The sequence below is a fragment of the Microbacterium sp. MPR-TSA4 genome, assembly GCF_058792815.1.
This window is the reverse complement of sequence record NZ_JBXAFF010000012.1, coordinates 12,956-31,043: the sequence shown is the minus strand read 5'-3', so window position 1 is coordinate 31,043 and position 18,088 is coordinate 12,956. Positions and strand designations below refer to the sequence as shown.

Below are 18,088 nucleotides of genomic sequence, written 5' to 3'. Positions count from 1 at the left end.
GCGACTCGAGGCGGCTCAGCCGTCCTCGGTCCGCGCGCCGAAGACGATCTCGTCCCACGACGGCATGGAGGTGCGGCCCTTGCGCCGCGACGCCTCGCTGATGACGGTGTCCTCGATGCCGGCGGCGCTGTCGTCGGTCTCGGCGTCGGCGTCGTCGTAGCCCGGTTCGAGCGCGTCGAAGAGTGCGACGGGGGAGTGGGCGCGTTCGGGTGCCGACTCCTCGGCCGGCATCGGCTCGCGCTGACCCCTGCGCCGGCGCAACGCCTCCAGGAGGTCCGCCGTCTCCGCCGAGGTCACGGCATGATCGGGGGCCCGCTTGATCGCGGCATCCTGAACGGCGGGCGCGACCGGCGTGCGCACGTCGGGCCGGACGATGTCCGCCTCGGGTGCCGTTGCGGAGGGGTCGAGGTCGAGGCGGCGGGGACCGAACGCCCCCGAGTCGAATCGGGACGCATCCTTCAGGGGCGAGGCGTCGAGCGCGCGCAGTCGGGGGATCAGCCCCTCCGGCAGCGAGCCCTGACGCGAGAGCTGCGTCGCGTCGGCGTTGAGGGGCGCGAGGCTGCTCCGGCGCGGGTCGAAGCTCCACCGCGCGTCGTGGTCGACCTCGTTGGCCGTGAACTCGAGCTTCACGACCCAGCCGTCCTCGTCCTTCCAGCTGGTCCAGCGTTCGCCGGTGGCGCCCGCTTCCGCGAGCTTGGCGCGCACCGCCACGCCGAACGTCGGCTGCGCGTTCGCGTCGAGCTCGCCGGCGATCAGCACGGGAACGGCGAGGGCCTGACCGACGATGTGCTCGCGCTCGGCCAGCACCGGGCGCTCGAAGCGCTGCACGTCCTCGATCCGCGCACCGAGGAGCTCGGCGACCTCCTGCGCCGACAGGCCGGAGCGGATATGGGCCTGGATGTCGCGCGGGCTCGGTCGCGCGGAACGCGGTTCGCTCTCACGCTGGGAGCGGCGCAGCTGACTGCGCAGCGTCTCATCGACCGGCAGGGCATAGCGCTCGCCCGCCTCCGTGGCGAGGACGAGGATGCCCTCTTCGGTTCCGATGACTTTGAGCTGTTCCATGCGAAACACCCCTCCCGTTCCCTGCTCGGGCACGATTCCGTTGCCGCGCCCATGCTGTCACAGCAGATCGCCGCCCCTGGGAATATCGCGGGCGTGCCGCGAGTTCCATGCGACGCACCCGCCGGAAGCGGGCACGCGCACGACGATCATTTGCGAAATCCCGACCCGTCGTGCAAACTATCGCCGCCCCACGTCGGTCCGCCCGCCGCTGGTCGGCATTTGGCAACAACCTGGAAGTTGAGAGCATGGCGACCGATTACGACGCCCCCCGCAAGACCGACGACGACAGCGAGTCGATCGAGGCTCTGAAGGAGCGCGTTCCCGACAAGATGTCCGGGGCCGTCGACGTCGAGGATGCCGACAACCCCTCGGGCTTCGAACTGCCCGGAGCCGATCTCTCCGACCTCGAGCTCGACGTGGTCGTGCTCCCGCCGCAGGAGGACGAGTTCACCTGCATCGAGTGCTTCCTCGTGAAGCACCGCACGCAGATCGACCACGAGACCGCCGGCGGCGCCGTCTGCGTCGAGTGCGCCTGATCTGACGTCAGCGCGTCTGCGCACGCCTGATCGCGGCGATGACCCGGTCAGGCGTGCGTGTCGCGAACACCCACTGCGTCACCGGGTCGCCCGGATCGGTGACGGCGATCCGCACCACCGGGTCGATGCCGCCCCTGAGCAGATGCCACGCGTCGCGCGAGAGCTCCGGCCCCCGCGCCGCCCGGGCCTCCTCGCCCCAGAGGGCCTCCGCCTCGCCGAGGTCGTCGACGCCGATGTGCGCGCGACCGACCCGCAGCTCGCCGCCTCGCACCTCGACGACGGGGGAGGCGAACACCATCAGTGCGATCAGGGCCGCCGCCACGGCGATGCCGGCCCCGAGAGCGATCGTCGGATCGAGCGGCACGAAGACCAGCGCCACCATGGGCGCGAGCACGGCGGCGCTCAGCAATGTCCACAGCGACGGGCTGAGCCGCTCGCGGTAGACGAGGTCGGTGGGCGAGAAGGGGGCTGTGGCGGCGATGTGCATTACCCTCGTGGAGTGATCGAATCCGTGGACGTTCCCATTATCGCGTCGCAGGTTCCCGTCTACGCGCACCCGGGCGATGCCGGCGCCGATCTGGTCGCGACCGAGGCCGTCCGCCTCGAGCCCGGCGAGCGGGCGCTCGTGGGAACGGGCGTGCGCATCGCACTGCCCGACGGCTACGTCGCGTTCGTCGTCCCGCGCAGCGGGCTGGCCGCCAAGCACGGCATCACCATCGTCAACGCGCCCGGAACGATCGACGCCGGCTACCGGGGAGAGATCAAGGTGGCGCTGTTGAACGCCGACCCCCGCGTCGCGTACGAGATCGCCCCCGGCGATCGCATCGCGCAGATCATCGTCATGCCCGTGCCGCGCGTCCGCTTCCTTCCCGTCGAGACGTTGCCCGAGTCCACCCGTGGCGAGGGCGGCTTCGGCTCGACGGGCTACCAGACAGGAGTCATCGCATGAGCGACGAACCGCAGACCCCCGGCGCCGGCGACCGCGCCTCGACCGGCCCGTTCGACGAGTCGGAGGCCAACCCGGTCCGGCCGTACATCGACCTCGGCGGCATCAAGGTGCTCCCACGGGAGGGTCTCAACCTCCGTCTCGAAGTGGAAGAGCAGACGAAGCGGATCGTGGCCGTCGGCCTCGACTACGCCGAATCGACCCTGCAGGTGCAGCCCTTCGCCGCCCCCCGTTCGAGCGGCCTGTGGGACGAGACCCGCGAGCAGATCCGCCAGCAGATCCGCCAGCAGGGCGGACGGGTGGAGGAGCGCGAGGGCCCGCTCGGACCGGAGCTGCTGGCCGAGGTGCCGGTCGTCAGCGGACCCGACGCCGTCGCGGGCAAGCGCCTCGCGCGGTTCGTCGGCGTCGACGGTCCGCGGTGGTTCCTGCGCGGCGTCATCGGCGGCGCGGCCACCACCGACGTCGATGCCGCGGCACGGGTGGAAGACCTCTTCCGTTCGATCGTGGTCGTCCGCGGCGGCAGCCCCATGCCCCCGCGCGACCTGATCCCGCTGAAGATGCCGGCAGCTCCCGGTACGGCATGAGCATCCCCGACGACGACGCGCGAGCGTCGGCATCCGACCCCCTCACGCCGCCGTCGGCCTCCGACATCCTGGGACAGGCGCTCGGCGGCGCCGCACGGCGCGCCGGACTGGACCCGTCGCGACAGTCGCACACCGGTCACGTCGTGTGGGCCGCCATGGGCGGCTGGCGGGGCGTGCTGGAGAGCGTGCTGCCGGGGCTGGCGTTCGTCATCCTCTTCACGGTGACGCAGGACCTCGCGCTCTCGCTCGCGATCTCGGTGGGAGCCGCGGCGCTGTTCACCGTCGTGAGACTCGTGCAGCGCTCGCCCGTCAGCGCTGCGCTGGGCGGTCTCATCGCCGCCGCAGCCGCCGCAGCGCTCGCGCTGTGGACCGGACGCGGCCAGGACAACTTCGTCCCCGGCCTCATCACCAACGCCGTGTACGGCACCGCGTTCCTCGTGTCGGCCCTCATCGGATGGTCGATCATCGGCCTGGCGGTCGGCTTCCTCATGAACGAGGGCACCGCCTGGCGGGCCGACAACCGCAAACGTCGCGTCTTCTTCTGGCTCGCGATCGCTTGGGCCGGCCTCTTCTACCTCCGTCTCGCCGTGCAGCTCCCGTTCTACTTCTCCGGCGACGTCACGACCCTCGGGACCCTCAAGCTCGTGATGGGTCTGCCGCTGTTCGCTCCGCTCGTCGCCGTGACCTGGCTCGCCGTCCGGGCGGTCTACCCGCGCCGCGTCGAGGACGACGGCGACGTCGCGGCGTGATAGATTTATCTTGATATCAAGATAAATTCGTCCCCTCGCGGTACGCCACCGGCGCCCACCGCGGGTAAGGCCAGCCTCACTAGCCCGGCGACGCGGCGGCGGGGAAGATGGAGGATCAGGCAACGGCCCTCCATGCCGAACCCTGCATCCGCCGACGACTGAGCCCGCGGCCTCAGGAACTCCCAACGAAGGAGAGCAGACGTGTCCACTGTTGACAGCTTCGGAGCCAAGAGCACCCTCACGGTCGGTGGCACCGACTACGAGATCTATCGGATCGACACCGTCGCCGGTTACGAGAAGCTCCCGTTCAGCCTCAAGGTGCTGCTGGAGAACCTTCTGCGCACCGAGGACGGCGCGAACGTCACCAAGTCCCAGATCGAGGCCCTCGGCAACTGGGATGCCGACGCGGAGCCCGACACGGAGATCCAGTTCACGCCCGCGCGCGTCGTGATGCAGGACTTCACCGGCGTGCCCTGCATCGTCGACCTCGCCACGATGCGCGAGGCCGTCACGGCCCTCGGCGGCGACCCGGCGAAGATCAACCCGCTCTCGCCCGCCGAGATGGTCATCGACCACTCCGTCATCGCCGACCTGTTCGGCACCGAGAACGCGCTCGAGCGCAACGTCGAGATCGAGTACGAGCGCAACGGCGAGCGTTACCAGTTCCTGCGCTGGGGCCAGACGGCGTTCGACGACTTCAAGGTCGTCCCGCCGGGCACCGGCATCGTCCACCAGGTCAACATCGAGCACCTGGCGAAGGTCATCTACGACCGCACCGGTCGTGACGGCGTGCTGCGCGCGTACCCCGACACCTGCGTCGGCACCGACTCGCACACCACCATGGTCAACGGCCTGGGCGTGCTCGGCTGGGGCGTCGGCGGCATCGAGGCCGAGGCCGCGATGCTCGGCCAGCCCGTGTCGATGCTCATCCCGCGCGTCGTCGGCTTCAAGCTGACCGGGGAGATCCCGGCGGGCGTGACGGCCACCGACGTCGTGCTCACCATCACCGACATGCTGCGAAAGCACGGCGTCGTCGGCAAGTTCGTCGAGTTCTACGGTGCCGGCGTGGCGTCGGTGCCGCTCGCCAACCGCGCCACCATCGGCAACATGAGCCCCGAGTTCGGCTCCACCGCGGCGATCTTCCCGATCGACGACGTGACGCTCGACTACCTGCGCCTCACCGGTCGCGACGAGCAGACCGTCGCCCTCGTCGAGGCGTACGCGAAGGAGCAGAAGCTCTGGCACGACGCCGCCAGCGAGCCCGTCTTCAGCGAGTACATGGAGCTCGACCTCTCGACGGTCGTACCGTCGATCGCCGGCCCGAAGCGCCCGCAGGACCGCATCCTGCTCAGCGAGGCCAAGACCCAGTTCGAGAAGGACATCGTCGACTACACGACGCCGTCGGTGTCGAACTCGATCGTCGACCTCGAGTCGAAGCACTCGTTCCCGGCCTCCGACCCCGGCTCCGCCCCGGGCGACGAAGAGCCCGAGACGCGCGACGTGCACATCTCCAGCGGCGCTCCGGCCGCGGCATCCAACCCGGTGCCGGTGACCTCGCCCGCGGGCGACTCCTACCTCCTCGACAACGGCGCCGTCACCCTCGCCGCCATCACGTCGTGCACCAACACCTCGAACCCGTCGGTCATGATCGCCGCGGGCCTGCTCGCCCGCAAGGCGCGCAACCGGGGCCTCAAGCAGAAGCCGTGGGTCAAGACGACGCTGGGCCCGGGATCGAAGGTCGTCACCGACTACTACGAGAAGTCCGGACTCGACAAGGACCTCGAGGGTCTCGGCTTCTACACCGTCGGCTACGGCTGCACGATCTGCATCGGCAACTCCGGACCGCTCATCGAAGAGGTCTCGGCGGCCATCAACGAGAACGACCTCGCCGTCACGGCCGTCCTCTCGGGCAACCGCAACTTCGAGGGGCGCATCAGCCCCGACGTGAAGATGAACTACCTCGCCTCGCCGCCCCTTGTGGTCGCGTACGCCCTGGCCGGGTCGATGCACTTCGACTTCGAGACCGACCCGCTCGGGAAGGATGCCGAGGGCAACGACGTGTTCCTCAAGGACATCTGGCCGTCGCCCGAGGAGGTCCAGGAGGTCATCGACTCGTCGATCTCGCGCGACCAGTTCATCAAGCAGTACGCCACCGTGTTCGACGGCGACGAGCGCTGGACGAGCCTGCCCACCCCTGAGGGCCCGGTGTTCGAGTGGGATGCCGACTCGACCTACGTCCGCAAGGCCCCGTACTTCGAGGGCATGTCGATGGACCTCACCCCGGTGAGCGACATCCACGGCGCACGCGTCATGGCGGCGCTGGGCGACTCGGTCACGACGGACCACATCTCGCCGGCCGGCAACATCAAGGCGGGCACCCCCGCCGCGCAGTACCTCACGGAGCACGGCGTCGCGCAGAAGGACTTCAACTCCTACGGCTCGCGCCGCGGCAACCACGAGGTCATGATCCGCGGCACCTTCGCGAACATCCGCCTCAAGAACGAGCTGGTCGCCGCCGTCAACGACGGTCAGATCATCGAGGGCGGCTTCACCCGCGACTTCACGCAGGAGGGCGGCCCGCAGTCGTACATCTTCGACGCGTGCGAGAACTACCGCGCCCAGGGCACCCCGCTCGTCGTGTTCGGCGGCAAGGAGTACGGCTCCGGCTCGTCGCGCGACTGGGCGGCCAAGGGCACGTCCCTCCTCGGCGTGAAGGCCGTCATCACCGAGAGCTTCGAGCGCATCCACCGCTCGAACCTCATCGGCATGGGCGTCGTCCCGCTGCAGTTCCCCGACGGCCAGAGCTGGAAGTCGCTCGGCCTCGACGGCACCGAGATCGTCTCGATCGAGGGCCTCGAGCAGCTCAACGAGGGCGTCACGCCGAAGACCGTGAAGGTCACCGCGGCCCCCAGCGAGTTCTCGCCGGAAGGCAAGGAGACGATCGTCTTCGACGCCAAGGTGCGCATCGACACCCCCGGTGAGGCGGACTACTACCGCAACGGCGGCATCCTCCAGTACGTGCTGCGCTCGCTCGTCTGATCGCCGCGTATAACGCCCCGGCATCGGTCCCCGCAAGGGGACGCGGATGCCGGGGCGTTCGCGTGCGCGCGAAGTAGACTCGGAGGATGAGTCTGCTCGCCTCGATCACCGGTCCGCGGGACCTGGACTCCCTGTCCGCGGAGCAGCTCGCGCAGCTCGCGCAGGAGGTCCGCGAGTTCCTGATCGAGAACGTCGCCCGCACGGGCGGACACCTCGGCCCGAACCTCGGTGTCGTCGAGCTGACGATCGCCCTGCACCGCGTCTTCGACTCGCCGAACGACCCGTTCGTCTTCGACACCGGACACCAGTCGTACGTGCACAAGCTCCTGACGGGGCGTCAGGACTTCCGCGAGCTGCGCTCCCGCGGCGGACTGGCCGGCTACCCCCAGCGGGCGGAGAGCGTCCACGACGTCGTCGAGTCCTCGCACGCCTCCAGCTCCCTCAGCTGGGCCGACGGCATCTCGCGCGCGCTGACCCGCACCGGCCGCAAGGACCACCACGTCGTGGCGGTCGTCGGCGACGGCGCCCTGACCGGCGGTATGACGTGGGAGGCGCTCAACAACATCTCCGACGACAACGACCGCAACCTCGTCATCGTCGTCAACGACAACGGCCGCTCCTACGCGCCGACCATCGGCGGCATGGCGCGCTACCTCAACCGCGTGCGCACGCTGGAGAGCTACGAGAGCCTGCGCAAGAGCTCGGCATCCTTCTTCCGTCGCCTCGGGCCCATGGGGCGCGCGCTCTATCGCGGGGTGCGCGGAGGCACGCACGGCTTCCTCTCCCGATTCTCGAACAACGAAGCCCTGTACTCGAACCTCGACATCAAGTACCTGGGTCCGATCGACGGCCACGACCTCGTCGCCCTGCAGGAGACGCTGCAGCTCGCGAAGGACTACAGCGCACCCGTCATCGTCCACGTCATCACCGAGAAGGGGCGCGGGTACGAACCCGCGCGCAACGACGAGGCGGACCAGTTCCACGCGGTCGGCAAGATCGACCCCGCCACGGGGGAGCCGCTGGGCTCCTCGGACGCCGTGGCCTGGACCGACGTCTTCGCCGACGCCCTCCTCGACGCGGGGGAGCGACGCGACGACGTCATCGCGATCACGGCGGCCATGCTGCGGCCGACGGGCTTGCAGCCGTTCGCGCAGCGCTTCCCCGACCGCGTCTACGACGTGGGCATCGCGGAACAGCACGCCGTGGCATCCGCCGCGGGGCTCGCGTTCGGCGGCCTGCACCCGGTCGTCGCGATCTACGCGACCTTCATGAATCGCGCCTTCGACCAGGTTCTGATGGACGTCGCGCTGCACCGCGCCGGTGTCACGTTCGTGCTCGACCGCTCCGGAGTGACCGGCCCCGACGGTCCGAGCCATCACGGCGTGTGGGACCTCGCGATGCTGCAGCTCGTGCCCGGCATCCGCATCGCCGCACCCCGCGACGAGGCCCGCCTGCGGGAGGAGTTCGACGAGGCGATCGCCGTCGAGGACGCACCGACCGTCATCCGCTTCCCCAAGGGCGCCGTGGCGACGGAGCAGCCGGCGATCGAGCGTCTGCCCGACGGCGTCGACGTGCTGTGGCGCGACGGCGCGGAGGACGTGCTGCTGGTCGGCATCGGACCGATGACGCAGCTGGCCGTCGAGGTCGCGACGCGTCTTCGCGCGCAGGGGATCGGGGCGACCGTGGTGGATCCGCGGTGGGTCGTGCCCGTTCAGCCGTCGATCGTGAAGCTCGCCGCCGCGCACCGTCTCGTGATCACGATCGAGGACGGCATCCGCGTCGGCGGGGTCGGCACGCGCGTGCGGCAGGTTCTGCGCGAAGCGGGCGTGGACACCGCGGTGGACGAGTTGGGTCTGCCCGACGCCTTCATCGATCACGCGACGCGGGAGCAGATCCTCGAGGATGCCGGACTGTCGGCGGCGAAGATCGCGCAGGACGTCGTCGCCCAGGTGCTGGGGACGCGGATCCCGGTGGCGCGCCCATCCAGCGACACGGGCGCCATCTGGACCGTGCAGGGCGGGGCGGGCAGCTCCGAGCACGCCGAGCACGGCGACGGCCGCGGCTAAGGCCGCTCACCCGCCGAGCAGGCGGTCCTCCTCTTCGATCGCGGGGGCGCGACGCTTCGGTGTCCGCGCTCCCTGCCACCGTCCGTAGGCCGTGGCGGCCGCGCAGAGCGCGAGCAGTACCGTGACGATCGTCGGATCTAGCGCCACCGCTTTCGACAGCGCGACGAACACACCGACCACCGCCGCACCGATGCCGACGCCGAAAGCCGCGAAAGCAACGAGGTGGACCCAGCGGCGACGCACGCCGCGAAGCGCGTGGCCGATCAGCGCGGCGACGGGAAGTCCGACGATCGTCACGACCAGCGAGATGAGCGCGCCGAGGACGCCGAACCATCCGGCGGCGTAGACCGCCACGGAGACGGTCGACAGTTCGAACCGCGCGGCGCTGACCACCAGCGTCCACACCCCAGCAGCGGTCACGAGCAGCGCGACGAAACCGAGCCACGCGTGCAGCGCACCGCGCCAGAGCTGGTCGCGCGTGAAGGCTGCCGGTAGCACCGGTGCGCTCACCGCCCTGCCTCCGCGATGAGCTCGAGCAGATCGCGGACGACGCCGCGCACCAGCGGCAGCCGCGCCAAGGGCAGGGTGGTCCGCAGCAGCGCGAGTCCGCGATCGAGCAGTCGCCGGGTGCGCTCCTGCCCCTCGGAGCGGTCGTAGACCCAGAACAGCGCGAGGAGGAGATGCCCCAGGAAGAGCGCGGGCGGCAGCGAGCGGGCGAGCTCTGTCGGCACCGCGCCCGAGCGGGCGCCCTGCACCGCCTCCGCGAACAGGCCTTCGGTGATGGCGCGGGCCTCACGGGAGGCCTCCGCGAGCGGGTTGATCTCCGAGCGCGGCGAGACGGCGGCGGAGAGGAACTCGGCCGCGTGCCCGTGGTAGGCGGTGAGCTGATCGAGCCCCGTGCGATAGACGATCGCGATGCGGTCGACGAGGTCGTCCGCGTCGGCGAGACGGGGCGCGGCGGCCTCGCGGTGTCCGCGCTGCACATCGAGGTACAACTCCTGCACCAGGTCGTTCTTGGTGGCGAAGTGGTAGTAGGCGTTGCCGACCGATACGCCGGCCTCCTGCGCGATCAGACGCATCGTGGTGGCGTCGTAGCCCCGGTCGCGGAACGACTTCAGCGCGATCTCGCGCAGCCGCGCCCGCGTCCGGTCGCTCTTCGACATCGCGGGTGCCTCAGAAGTGAACATGTTCGAAAAATAGCACAACCCGCCCCGTGACAGCATGGAGGGATGAGCTCCGCCAACCTCACGCGCGAAGAGACGGCGGCACGCGCCGCGGTCATCCACCTCGACACGGTCGACATCGATCTCGACCTCCGCTCGGCCCCGGATGCCGCCGAGAGCACCTTCCGCACACGCGCGACCCTCACCTTCACCACCCAGGCGGAGAGCACGTGGATCGACTTCATCGGCGCCGCGGTGGACGCGGTCGTCGTCAACGGCGTCGAGCAGCGAGTCGACTGGGACGGCGCACGCGTGAGCGTCGCCGGGCTGCGCACCGCAGCGGGCACCACGAACACCGTCACGATCGTCGCCACCGGGCGATACAGCACGTCGGGCGAGGGCCTGCACCGCTTCCGCGACCCCGTCGACGGCGAGACCTACCTGTACACCCAGTACGAGCCGGCCGACTGCCGGCGCGTGTACCCCTGCTTCGAGCAGCCCGACATGAAGGCGCGCTGGCGCTTCACGGTCACCGCTCGCGCCGGCTGGCAGGTGCTCTCCAACGGCGCCGAGACCGGCCGCGAGCCCGTCGACGGGGGAGTGCGCACCCGGTTCGCCGAGACGCTGCCGCTGTCGAGCTACATCACCGCGGTCGCGGCGGGTCCGTATCACCGCGTCGACGGCACGCACCACGGCGCGGCCGGCGAGATCCCTCTCGGAGTGCTGTGCCGCGCCTCCCTCGCTCCTCATCTGGATGCCGACGAGATCCTGGACATCACGCGGCGGGGGCTGACGTTCTTCGAGGAGGCATTCGACTTCCCGTACCCCTGGGGCACGTACGACCAGATCTTCGTGCCGGAGTACAACCTGGGCGCCATGGAGAATCCGGGCCTGGTGACCTTCACCGAGGCCTACGTGTTCCGCGGCGCGTCCACCGCCGCGCAGCACGAGGCCAGGGCGAACACGATCCTGCACGAGATGGCCCACATGTGGTTCGGCGACCTCGCGACGATGCGGTGGTGGGACGACCTCTGGCTGAAGGAGTCGTTCGCCGACTACATGGGCACGCATGCCGCGGCCGCGGTCGGCGGGTTCCCGGATGCCTGGGTCAGCTTCGCCACGCGACGCAAGGGCTGGGCCTACACGCAGGACCAGCTGCCGACGACGCACCCGATCGTCGCGGACATCCCCGACCTCGAGGCCGCGAAGCTCAACTTCGACGGCATCACCTACGCCAAGGGCGCCTCCGTGCTCAAGCAGCTCGTCGGCTTCGTCGGCGAAGACGCCTTCTTCCGCGGCGCGCAGCGCTACTTCGCCGACCACGCGTACGGCAGCACCACCCTGCCCGACCTGCTCAGCGCCCTCGAACAGGCGTCCGGACGCGACCTGCGCTCCTGGAGCGCGGCGTGGCTGCAGACGACCGGCGTCACCGAGCTGCGCGCCGAGCGCACCGCCGACGCGCTCGAGCTGACGGTGTCCACGGTGCGCCCCGATCGCGTGACCGTCGGGCTCTACGTCGAGCGCGACGGCCGCCTCGTCCGCCGCGGCGACCTGGCGACCGACATCGCCGCCGAACGCACCGCGCTCACCGGCGCGGCTCTGGACGACGTGGTTCTCATCGTCCCCAACGACGACGACCGGACGTACGCGAAGGTCCGGCTGGACGACGCGTCGACGGACGCCGTCGCGCGCGGCCTCTCGACGATCGACGACGCTCTCGCGCGGGCCGTCGTCTGGGCGGCCCTCTGGAACGCGGTGCGCGACGGCATCCTGCCCGCTCAGCAGTACGTCGGAATCGTGGCGCGGCACGCGCCGTCGGAGACCGATGCCGCGCTGCTGACCGAGGCCGCCGCCCGCGCGGCCTTCACGATCGCGCACTTCGCGGCGGACGGCGACCGGTCCGCCCTGGCGGCGCAGTGGCTGGAGACGGCGTGGAACGCGCTGCAGCACGCGAGGCCCGGGTCGGACGCGCAGCTCATCTGGGCCCGCACGGTCGGCGCCGCGGCATCCGTCAGCGCCGAGCGCGCGCCGGACCTGCGTGCGATCCTCGCCGGCGCCGCCCCGGCACCGGAAGGGCTGAGGCTCGACCCCGACCTCCGCTGGGCCTGGACCGTCGCCCTGTCGGCCACCGGACACGCGGATGACGCGGACATCGCGGGCGAGCTGGCTGCCGACGACACGGCGTCGGGACGCGTCGCGGCACGCACCGCCCGGACGGCGCGTCCGGATGCCGCGGTCCGCGCCGCCGCCTGGAACGACGCCTGGAACGACGCGACCTTGACCAACGACCATCTGGACGCGACGATCGCCGGCGTGCGCGCCGGCGGACGCCGCGACCTCATCGCCGGCTTCGACGACGACTACTACGCGCGCATCCTGCCGGCATGGCGGTCGCGCTCGATCGAGATCGCCCGGCGCCTCGTGATCGGCCTCTTCCCGGCATCCCCCTCGCTCGACGCCGCCGACGCGTGGCTGCGGGATCACCCGGACGCGCCGGGGGCCCTCCGCCGTCTCGTGATCGAGCAGCGCGACGGCCTCGCGCGCGATCTGCGGGTGCGGGCGGCACAGCCCTCGCGCTGAGCAGGCGACGGCGCAGCCACCGGATTCGGACATGAAGAACGAAATCGGATGCCGCGAGGTGCGGCATCCGATTCCGTTGTGATCATCCGAATCCGTGACGGCGGATCCGGCGGTCGTCAGCCGCCGATGCCGCGGATGGGCGGGTGGTGGAAGGTGTCGCCGAACGCCCGCTCGGACGCACCCTCGCGGTCGAGGTAGGGCGAGGCGCCGCCATCGATGAACGGCCAGCCCGCACCGAGGATGAGGCACAGGTCGATGTCCTCGACCTCGGGCACGACGCCCTCGTCGAGCATCAGCTTGATCTCGGTGGCGAGGCCGTCCTGCACGCGACGCAGGATCGTGTCGGCGGATGCCGGGGCGGAGCCGACATGGCCCTTCAGCGCCTTCTCCGCTGCCTTCGAGAAGCCGGTCACCCGTCCACCCTTGTCCTTCTCCACGACCTCCGGGAGCTCGGCGAGCTGGTGGAAGTTCTCGTTCGCGTAGAAGCGGTCGGGGAACGCGTGGACCATCGTGTCCTGCACGTGCGCCGCCACCTTCCAACCGACCAGGTCGATGAGCTGGAACGGCCCCATCGGCAGGCCGAGGGGGGCGAACGCCTTCTCGACGTCGGCGACCGGGGTGCCCTCGTACACGGCGCGAGCGGCCTCACCCATGACCTTCGCGAGCAGCCGGTTGACGACGAAGCCGGGGGCGTCGGCGGTCAGCACCGCGTTCTTGCCCAGCCCCCGCGCGACCACGAAGGCGGTCGACAGCGCAGCATCCGTCGTCTGCGGCGTCTTCACGATCTCGATGAGCGGCATGACCGCCACGGGGTTGAAGAAGTGGAAGCCGACGAGGCGTTCGGGGTGGGCGAGCTTCGAACCGATCTCCTCGACCGACAGCGACGAGGTGTTGGTCGCGAGGATCGCGTCTTCGGCGACGATCTTCTCGATCTCGCCGAAAACGGCCTGCTTGACCCCGACCTCCTCGAAGACGGCCTCGATGACGAAGTCGCAGTCGGCGTACAGGCTCTTGTCGGTCGTCCCGGTGACCAGCGCGCGCAGCTTGTTCGCCGAGTCGGCGTCGAGGCGTCCCTTGGCCTCGAGCGTGCCGATCTCGTCGTGGATGTACGCGACGCCCTTGTCGACGCGCGCCTGGTCGAGGTCGGTGATGAGCACCGGCACCTGGAGCTTGCGCACGAACAGCAGCGCGAACTGGCTCGCCATGAGACCGGCGCCGATGATGCCGACCTTGGTGACCTTCTTGGCGAGGGTCTTGTCCGGCGCGCCGACGGGACGCTTCGCGCGCTTCTGCACGAGGTCGAAGGCATACATGGATGCCGCGAACTGATCGCCCGTGACGAGGTCGGCCAGCGCCTCGTCCTCCCGCGCGAAGCCCTCGGCCTTCGTGCCGCTCTTCGCCTTGTCGAGCAGTTCGAGCGCGGCATAGGGGGAGCGGGGGACGGTGCCGATCTTCGATTCGAGCATGCCGCGTGCCATCTTGATGGCGATCGGCCACTTGGTGAGACGCTCGATCTTGCCCGGCTCGTTCTTGCGGTCGACCTTCACGGCACCCGTGAGGACGCCGTCGGCCCAGGCGAGGGAGCTCTCCAGGTAGGTCGCCGCGGGGAAGATCGCGTCGAAGATGCCGTACTCGAACGCCTGCTGGGGCTTCAGCATGCGGTTCTGCTTCAGCGGGTTGCTGATGACGACCTCGAGCGCGTTCTCGATGCCGATGAGGTTGGGCAGCAGGTAGGCGCCGCCCCACCCGGGGATGATCCCCAGGAAGACCTCGGGCAGCGCGATCGCGGCCGCCGAGGCGTCCACCGTGCGGTAGGTGGAGTTGAGCGCGATCTCCAGGCCGCCGCCGAGGGCGAGGCCGTTGACGAAGGCGAAGGACGGCACACCCAGGCCGCCGAGCGCGCCGATCACCTTGTGACCGAGCTGCGCCACCAGGCGGGCGTTGTCCTTCGACCCCACGCGGGTGATGTCGGAGAGGTCCGCACCGGCGGCGAGGATGTACTGCTTGCCGGTGATGCCGACGGCCTGGATCTCGCCGGCGGCGGCGCGCGCCTTCAGCGTCGCGAGCGTCTCGCCCAGCTCCGTGAGCGTCGCCGGACCCAGGGTGTTGGGGCGGGTGTGGTCGCGGCCGTTGTCGAGCGTGATGAGGGCGAGCACCTTCCCGGACGGGAGGGTGATGTCGCGCACGCGCGAGTGCGTGACGACCTCGCCGTCGGCGAGAGCGGTCAAGGGCGAGAAGTCGATCTCTTCGTAGTTGGTCATGTCCGTACCTCTCAGCGCTTCTTGCCGTTGTAGTGCGGGTTCTCCCAGATCACCGATCCGCCCTGCCCGAGCCCGACGCACATCGCGGTCAGGCCGTAGCGGACGTCGGGCCGCTCGGCGAACTGCGCGGCGAGCTGGATCATCAGGCGCACACCGGAGGCGGCCAGCGGATGACCCAGGGCGATCGCGCCGCCCCACTGATTGACGCGCGGGTCGTCGTCGGCGATGCCGAAGTGGTCGAGCAGCGACAGCACCTGCACCGCGAAGGCCTCGTTCAGCTCGAAGAGGCCGATGTCGTCGATCGTGAGCCCGGCCTTCTTCAGCGCCTTCTCCGTCGACGGGATGGGGCCGATGCCCATGATCTCCGGCTGCACACCGGCGAAGGCGAACGAGACCATGCGCATCTTCGGCGTCAGCCCGAGCTCCTTGACCGCGCCGCCGCCGGCCAGCAGCGACATCGTCGCGCCGTCGGTCAGGGGCGACGACGTGCCGGCCGTCACCCGACCGTGGGGGCGGAACGGCGTCTTCAGCGCCGCGAGGTCTTCCATCGTGGTCTGCGGGCGGCGGCCCTCGTCCTCGGTCGCCAGGCCCCAGGTGCCCTCGGCATCCTTGATCGCGACGGGCACGAGGTCGGGCTGGAACCTGCCGGCCTCGTACGCGGCCTGCGCCTTGTGCTGGCTGAGCATGCCGAACCGGTCGGAGCGCTCCTTGGTCAGCTGCGGGAAGCGGTCGAAGATGCGCTCGGCCGTCACACCCATGTTCAGCGCGCCCGGGTCGACCATCTTCTCGGCCACGAAGCGCGGGTTGGGGTCGGCGTTTCCGCCGATGGGGTAGTGCCCCATGTGCTCGACGCCGCCGGCGAGGGCGACGTCGTACATGCCGGCGCTGATCGACGCGCCCATCATGGCCACGCTCGTCATGGCACCGGCGCACATGCGGTCGATCGCGAATCCGGGCACGGTCTGCGGGAGGCCCGCGAGGATGGCGACGGAGCGCCCGAGGGTGAGTCCCTGCTCGCCCGTCTGGCTCGTGGCGGCGATCGCGACGTCGTCGACGCGCTCGGCGGGCACCGCGGCGTTGCGCGCCATGAGACCGATCGTCGCCTTGACCGCGAGGTCGTCCGCGCGGGTGTTCCAGTACATGCCCTTCTCGCCGGCGCGCCCGAACGGGGTGCGCATTCCATCGACGAAGTAGACGTCCGAGAGCTCGGCCACACTGCCTCCAAGGGTTGAGATTCAGTCCAGCGTACGGTGAAACTCAGTCTCACCGAAACGCTTGGGACGATTCTACGACGCCAGGTCGGACGCAGCCTCGGGTGTCTGGACGGATTCGACAAAAGCGCCGGCGATGACGGGGGCGGTGAGCGCGATCTGCCACGGGCGCGCGCCGTGCGACGCGAGCGCGTCGCCGATGGATGCCGCGTCGATCTCAGCCGGGGGAGTCCAGGCGATGCGACGCAGAGTGTCGGGGGTCAGGAGGTTCTCGGTGGGCATCCGCAGCTCGACCGCGAGCTGCTCGAGCAGCGGTCGCGCGGCCTTCAGGCGCAGGTCGGCGGCGGGATTGCGATCCGCCCAGGCGCGAGGCGGCGGCATCCCGTCGCCCGTCGCGCGCTCCGCCGGCAGCACGGGATCGGCGCGGCCCGCCTCGATCGCGGCCCACCAGCGGTCGAGCTGGCTACGACTGGCTCGCCCCGTGAAGTCCTTCACGCGTGCCAAGTCCTGCTTGCTGGCCGGGTCGGCCAGCACCGCTGCGACCAGCGCACGATCGGGAACCAGGCGGCCGGGGGAGGTGTCCTGCTCGCGCGCGAACTCCTCGCGCGCGAGCCACAGCGCACGGGCGACCGCCAGCGCGCGACGTCCGCGGACGGTGTGCAGGCCGCTGAGGCGACGCCACGGCTCTTCGCGGGCGGGTTTCACCGGTCGCGTGCGCACCGTCTCGAACTCCTGCGCCGCGATCTCCGTCTTGCCCTGCTCCTCGAGCTCGGCCACCAGCACGTCGTGGACGTCCACGAGATGGAGAACGTCGAGCGCCGCATACTCCAGCCACGGCTGCGGCAGCGGACGGGTCGACCAGTCGGCCGCGGAGTGGGCCTTGGCGAGACTGATGCCCAGCGTGTCCTCGACGACGGCGCCCAGCCCCACGCGCTCGTGCCCGAGCAGGCGGGCGGCCAGCTCGGTGTCGAAGAGGGACGGCGGCTCGAGACGCTCGTCGCGCAGCGACGGCAGGTCCTGACTCGCGGCGTGCAGGATCCAGGGGATGTCGCCGATCGCGTCCTGAAGCGCGCTGAGGTCGCCGACGGCCGGGGGGTCGATGAGGAAGACACCCGCCTCCCGCCGGAAGACCTGGATGAGGTACGCCCGCTGCGAGTACCGGAAGCCGGAGGCCCGCTCGACGTCGACCGCGACCGGGCCCGTGCCGGCGACGAGCGCGTCGACGGCGGTGGCGAGACCGGCGGCATCCGTGATGACGTCGTACTCAGCCACGCGTTCCCCTTCCCGTTGCACCCCGCTGCGAGCCGAACACGGCGATGCCCTCTGATCCCGGCGGAAGTCCCGCCAGCATGCACACCAGCTCCGCCCAGGCCTCGACATGAGCGGACAGATCGCCGTCGGGCGTCCAGGACGACCTCAACTCGATCTGCGCCCCGTCACCTTCGTCGGCCAGCGATCCGAATCCCTTCGACAGGGTCTTCGTCGCCGTTCCGGACTCCGCATGAAAGGCCGCGCCGCGCGTGTCGAGCGCGTCGACGAGCCAGGACCAGGCGACGTCCGCGAGCAGCGGGTCGACGCCGATTTCAGGTTCGAGCGGAGCTTGCGCAAAACACACGATACGCCACGCGCCGCCCCAGGCGTCCGGCTCGGAGGGGTCGTGCATGAGCACGAAGCGCCCGGTGCCGTGCTCGGAGTCGATGCCCTCGGCATCCGGTCGCACGTCGCCGGCGAACGCGATCGCCTCCGGGGCGAGACTCGTCGGCGCGGCGATCTCGCGCACGGAGAAGTCGGATCGGAACGTGAGGGCGCGCAGCTGCTGCGCGGCACGCGCGAAGGCGGGCGTCTCAGCGGCGGGACGGGTGTCATCCACGCTCACAGACTAGGATGGCCC

Annotated in this window: 15 protein-coding genes; 7 read left to right on the top strand and 8 right to left on the bottom strand. The window is 70.4% G+C overall.

Features of this window, described 5'->3' with window-relative positions; genetic code table 11:
- Positions 1-15 precede the first annotated feature (15 nt).
- Positions 16-1,062, bottom strand: a complete 1,047-nt coding sequence (sepH, locus tag AC1Q49_RS07345; RefSeq protein WP_060959551.1) for a septation protein SepH — start codon at positions 1,060-1,062, stop codon at positions 16-18.
- A 245-nt stretch (positions 1,063-1,307) separates the two neighbouring features.
- Here sepH and AC1Q49_RS07340 point away from each other — a divergent pair, with 245 nt between their 5' ends.
- Positions 1,308-1,598, top strand: coding sequence for a DUF4193 domain-containing protein (locus tag AC1Q49_RS07340; protein ID WP_060959552.1), 291 nt, complete (start codon positions 1,308-1,310; stop codon positions 1,596-1,598).
- Positions 1,599-1,605: 7 nt separating this feature from the next.
- Here the strand turns inward: AC1Q49_RS07340 and AC1Q49_RS07335 are convergent, their stop codons facing one another.
- Complete coding sequence (locus AC1Q49_RS07335) at positions 1,606-2,085, bottom strand: DUF3093 domain-containing protein (RefSeq protein WP_060959553.1); 480 nt, start codon at positions 2,083-2,085, stop codon at positions 1,606-1,608.
- A 12-nt stretch (positions 2,086-2,097) separates the two neighbouring features.
- Between AC1Q49_RS07335 and dut the strand changes: the two genes are divergently transcribed.
- The 5 genes from dut (at position 2,098) to dxs (ending at position 8,982) form a co-directional block, all read left to right on the top strand.
- Positions 2,098-2,547 (top strand): dUTP diphosphatase, encoded by a 450-nt coding sequence (gene dut, locus AC1Q49_RS07330; protein ID WP_492491341.1) that lies wholly within the window; start codon positions 2,098-2,100, stop codon positions 2,545-2,547.
- The gene (locus AC1Q49_RS07325) at positions 2,544-3,128 is read left to right on the top strand and encodes a DUF3710 domain-containing protein (RefSeq protein ID WP_060959555.1); all 585 of its coding nucleotides are present in this window, start codon (positions 2,544-2,546) and stop codon (positions 3,126-3,128) included. The genes dut and AC1Q49_RS07325 overlap by 4 nt, the downstream gene beginning before the upstream one ends.
- Positions 3,125-3,877 (top strand): DUF3159 domain-containing protein, encoded by a 753-nt coding sequence (locus AC1Q49_RS07320; RefSeq protein ID WP_101306354.1) that lies wholly within the window; start codon positions 3,125-3,127, stop codon positions 3,875-3,877. The genes AC1Q49_RS07325 and AC1Q49_RS07320 overlap by 4 nt, the downstream gene beginning before the upstream one ends.
- 201 nt (positions 3,878-4,078) lie before the next feature.
- The gene (locus AC1Q49_RS07315) at positions 4,079-6,916 is read left to right on the top strand and encodes an aconitate hydratase (RefSeq protein WP_060959557.1); all 2,838 of its coding nucleotides are present in this window, start codon (positions 4,079-4,081) and stop codon (positions 6,914-6,916) included.
- 86 nt (positions 6,917-7,002) lie between these two features.
- Positions 7,003-8,982, top strand: a complete 1,980-nt coding sequence (dxs, locus tag AC1Q49_RS07310) for a 1-deoxy-D-xylulose-5-phosphate synthase (protein ID WP_101306355.1) — start codon at positions 7,003-7,005, stop codon at positions 8,980-8,982.
- A gap of 6 nt (positions 8,983-8,988) precedes the next feature.
- Here the strand turns inward: dxs and AC1Q49_RS07305 are convergent, their stop codons facing one another.
- Both AC1Q49_RS07305 and AC1Q49_RS07300 read right to left on the bottom strand, forming a co-directional pair.
- Entirely contained in the window at positions 8,989-9,492 is a 504-nt protein-coding gene (locus tag AC1Q49_RS07305) for a hypothetical protein (protein WP_492491338.1), read from the bottom strand.
- Positions 9,489-10,169 carry a TetR/AcrR family transcriptional regulator gene (locus tag AC1Q49_RS07300; RefSeq protein ID WP_492491336.1) on the bottom strand — a complete coding sequence of 227 codons (681 nt, stop codon included), beginning with the start codon at positions 10,167-10,169 and terminating at the stop codon, positions 9,489-9,491. The genes AC1Q49_RS07305 and AC1Q49_RS07300 overlap by 4 nt, the downstream gene beginning before the upstream one ends.
- A 42-nt stretch (positions 10,170-10,211) precedes the next feature.
- On the opposite strand from AC1Q49_RS07300, the gene pepN reads away from it, so the two are divergent.
- Positions 10,212-12,725, top strand: a complete 2,514-nt coding sequence (gene pepN / locus AC1Q49_RS07295; protein WP_492491334.1) for an aminopeptidase N — start codon at positions 10,212-10,214, stop codon at positions 12,723-12,725.
- A gap of 116 nt (positions 12,726-12,841) precedes the next feature.
- Here the strand turns inward: pepN and AC1Q49_RS07290 are convergent, their stop codons facing one another.
- The 4 genes from AC1Q49_RS07290 to AC1Q49_RS07275 all read right to left on the bottom strand — a co-directional run bounded on the left by AC1Q49_RS07290 (position 12,842) and on the right by AC1Q49_RS07275 (position 18,067).
- On the bottom strand, positions 12,842-14,986 hold the full coding sequence (locus AC1Q49_RS07290; protein ID WP_492491332.1) for a 3-hydroxyacyl-CoA dehydrogenase NAD-binding domain-containing protein: 2,145 nt from the start codon (positions 14,984-14,986) through the stop codon (positions 12,842-12,844).
- An 11-nt stretch (positions 14,987-14,997) separates the two neighbouring features.
- Complete coding sequence (locus AC1Q49_RS07285) at positions 14,998-16,200, bottom strand: thiolase family protein (RefSeq protein WP_061781758.1); 1,203 nt, start codon at positions 16,198-16,200, stop codon at positions 14,998-15,000.
- A gap of 72 nt (positions 16,201-16,272) precedes the next feature.
- Entirely contained in the window at positions 16,273-17,469 is a 1,197-nt protein-coding gene (locus AC1Q49_RS07280) for a ribonuclease D (protein WP_060959564.1), read from the bottom strand.
- Positions 17,462-18,067, bottom strand: coding sequence for a DUF3000 domain-containing protein (locus AC1Q49_RS07275; RefSeq protein ID WP_492491329.1), 606 nt, complete (start codon positions 18,065-18,067; stop codon positions 17,462-17,464). The genes AC1Q49_RS07280 and AC1Q49_RS07275 overlap by 8 nt, the downstream gene beginning before the upstream one ends.
- Between the last annotated feature and the right edge of the window lie 21 nt (positions 18,068-18,088).

Excerpts from the sequence above, each read along its gene's own strand:
- AC1Q49_RS07335 (WP_060959553.1), bottom strand. The coding sequence starts at position 2,085 with ATGCACATCGCCGCCACAGCCCCCTTCTCGCCCACCGACCTCGTCTAC.
- dxs (WP_101306355.1), top strand. The coding sequence starts at position 7,003 with ATGAGTCTGCTCGCCTCGATCACCGGTCCGCGGGACCTGGACTCCCTG.
- sepH (WP_060959551.1), bottom strand. The coding sequence starts at position 1,062 with ATGGAACAGCTCAAAGTCATCGGAACCGAAGAGGGCATCCTCGTCCTC.
- AC1Q49_RS07340 (WP_060959552.1), top strand. The coding sequence starts at position 1,308 with ATGGCGACCGATTACGACGCCCCCCGCAAGACCGACGACGACAGCGAG.
- AC1Q49_RS07325 (WP_060959555.1), top strand. The coding sequence starts at position 2,544 with ATGAGCGACGAACCGCAGACCCCCGGCGCCGGCGACCGCGCCTCGACC.
- pepN (WP_492491334.1), top strand. The coding sequence starts at position 10,212 with ATGAGCTCCGCCAACCTCACGCGCGAAGAGACGGCGGCACGCGCCGCG.
- AC1Q49_RS07300 (WP_492491336.1), bottom strand. The coding sequence starts at position 10,169 with ATGTTCACTTCTGAGGCACCCGCGATGTCGAAGAGCGACCGGACGCGG.
- AC1Q49_RS07290 (WP_492491332.1), bottom strand. The coding sequence starts at position 14,986 with ATGACCAACTACGAAGAGATCGACTTCTCGCCCTTGACCGCTCTCGCC.
- AC1Q49_RS07320 (WP_101306354.1), top strand. The coding sequence starts at position 3,125 with ATGAGCATCCCCGACGACGACGCGCGAGCGTCGGCATCCGACCCCCTC.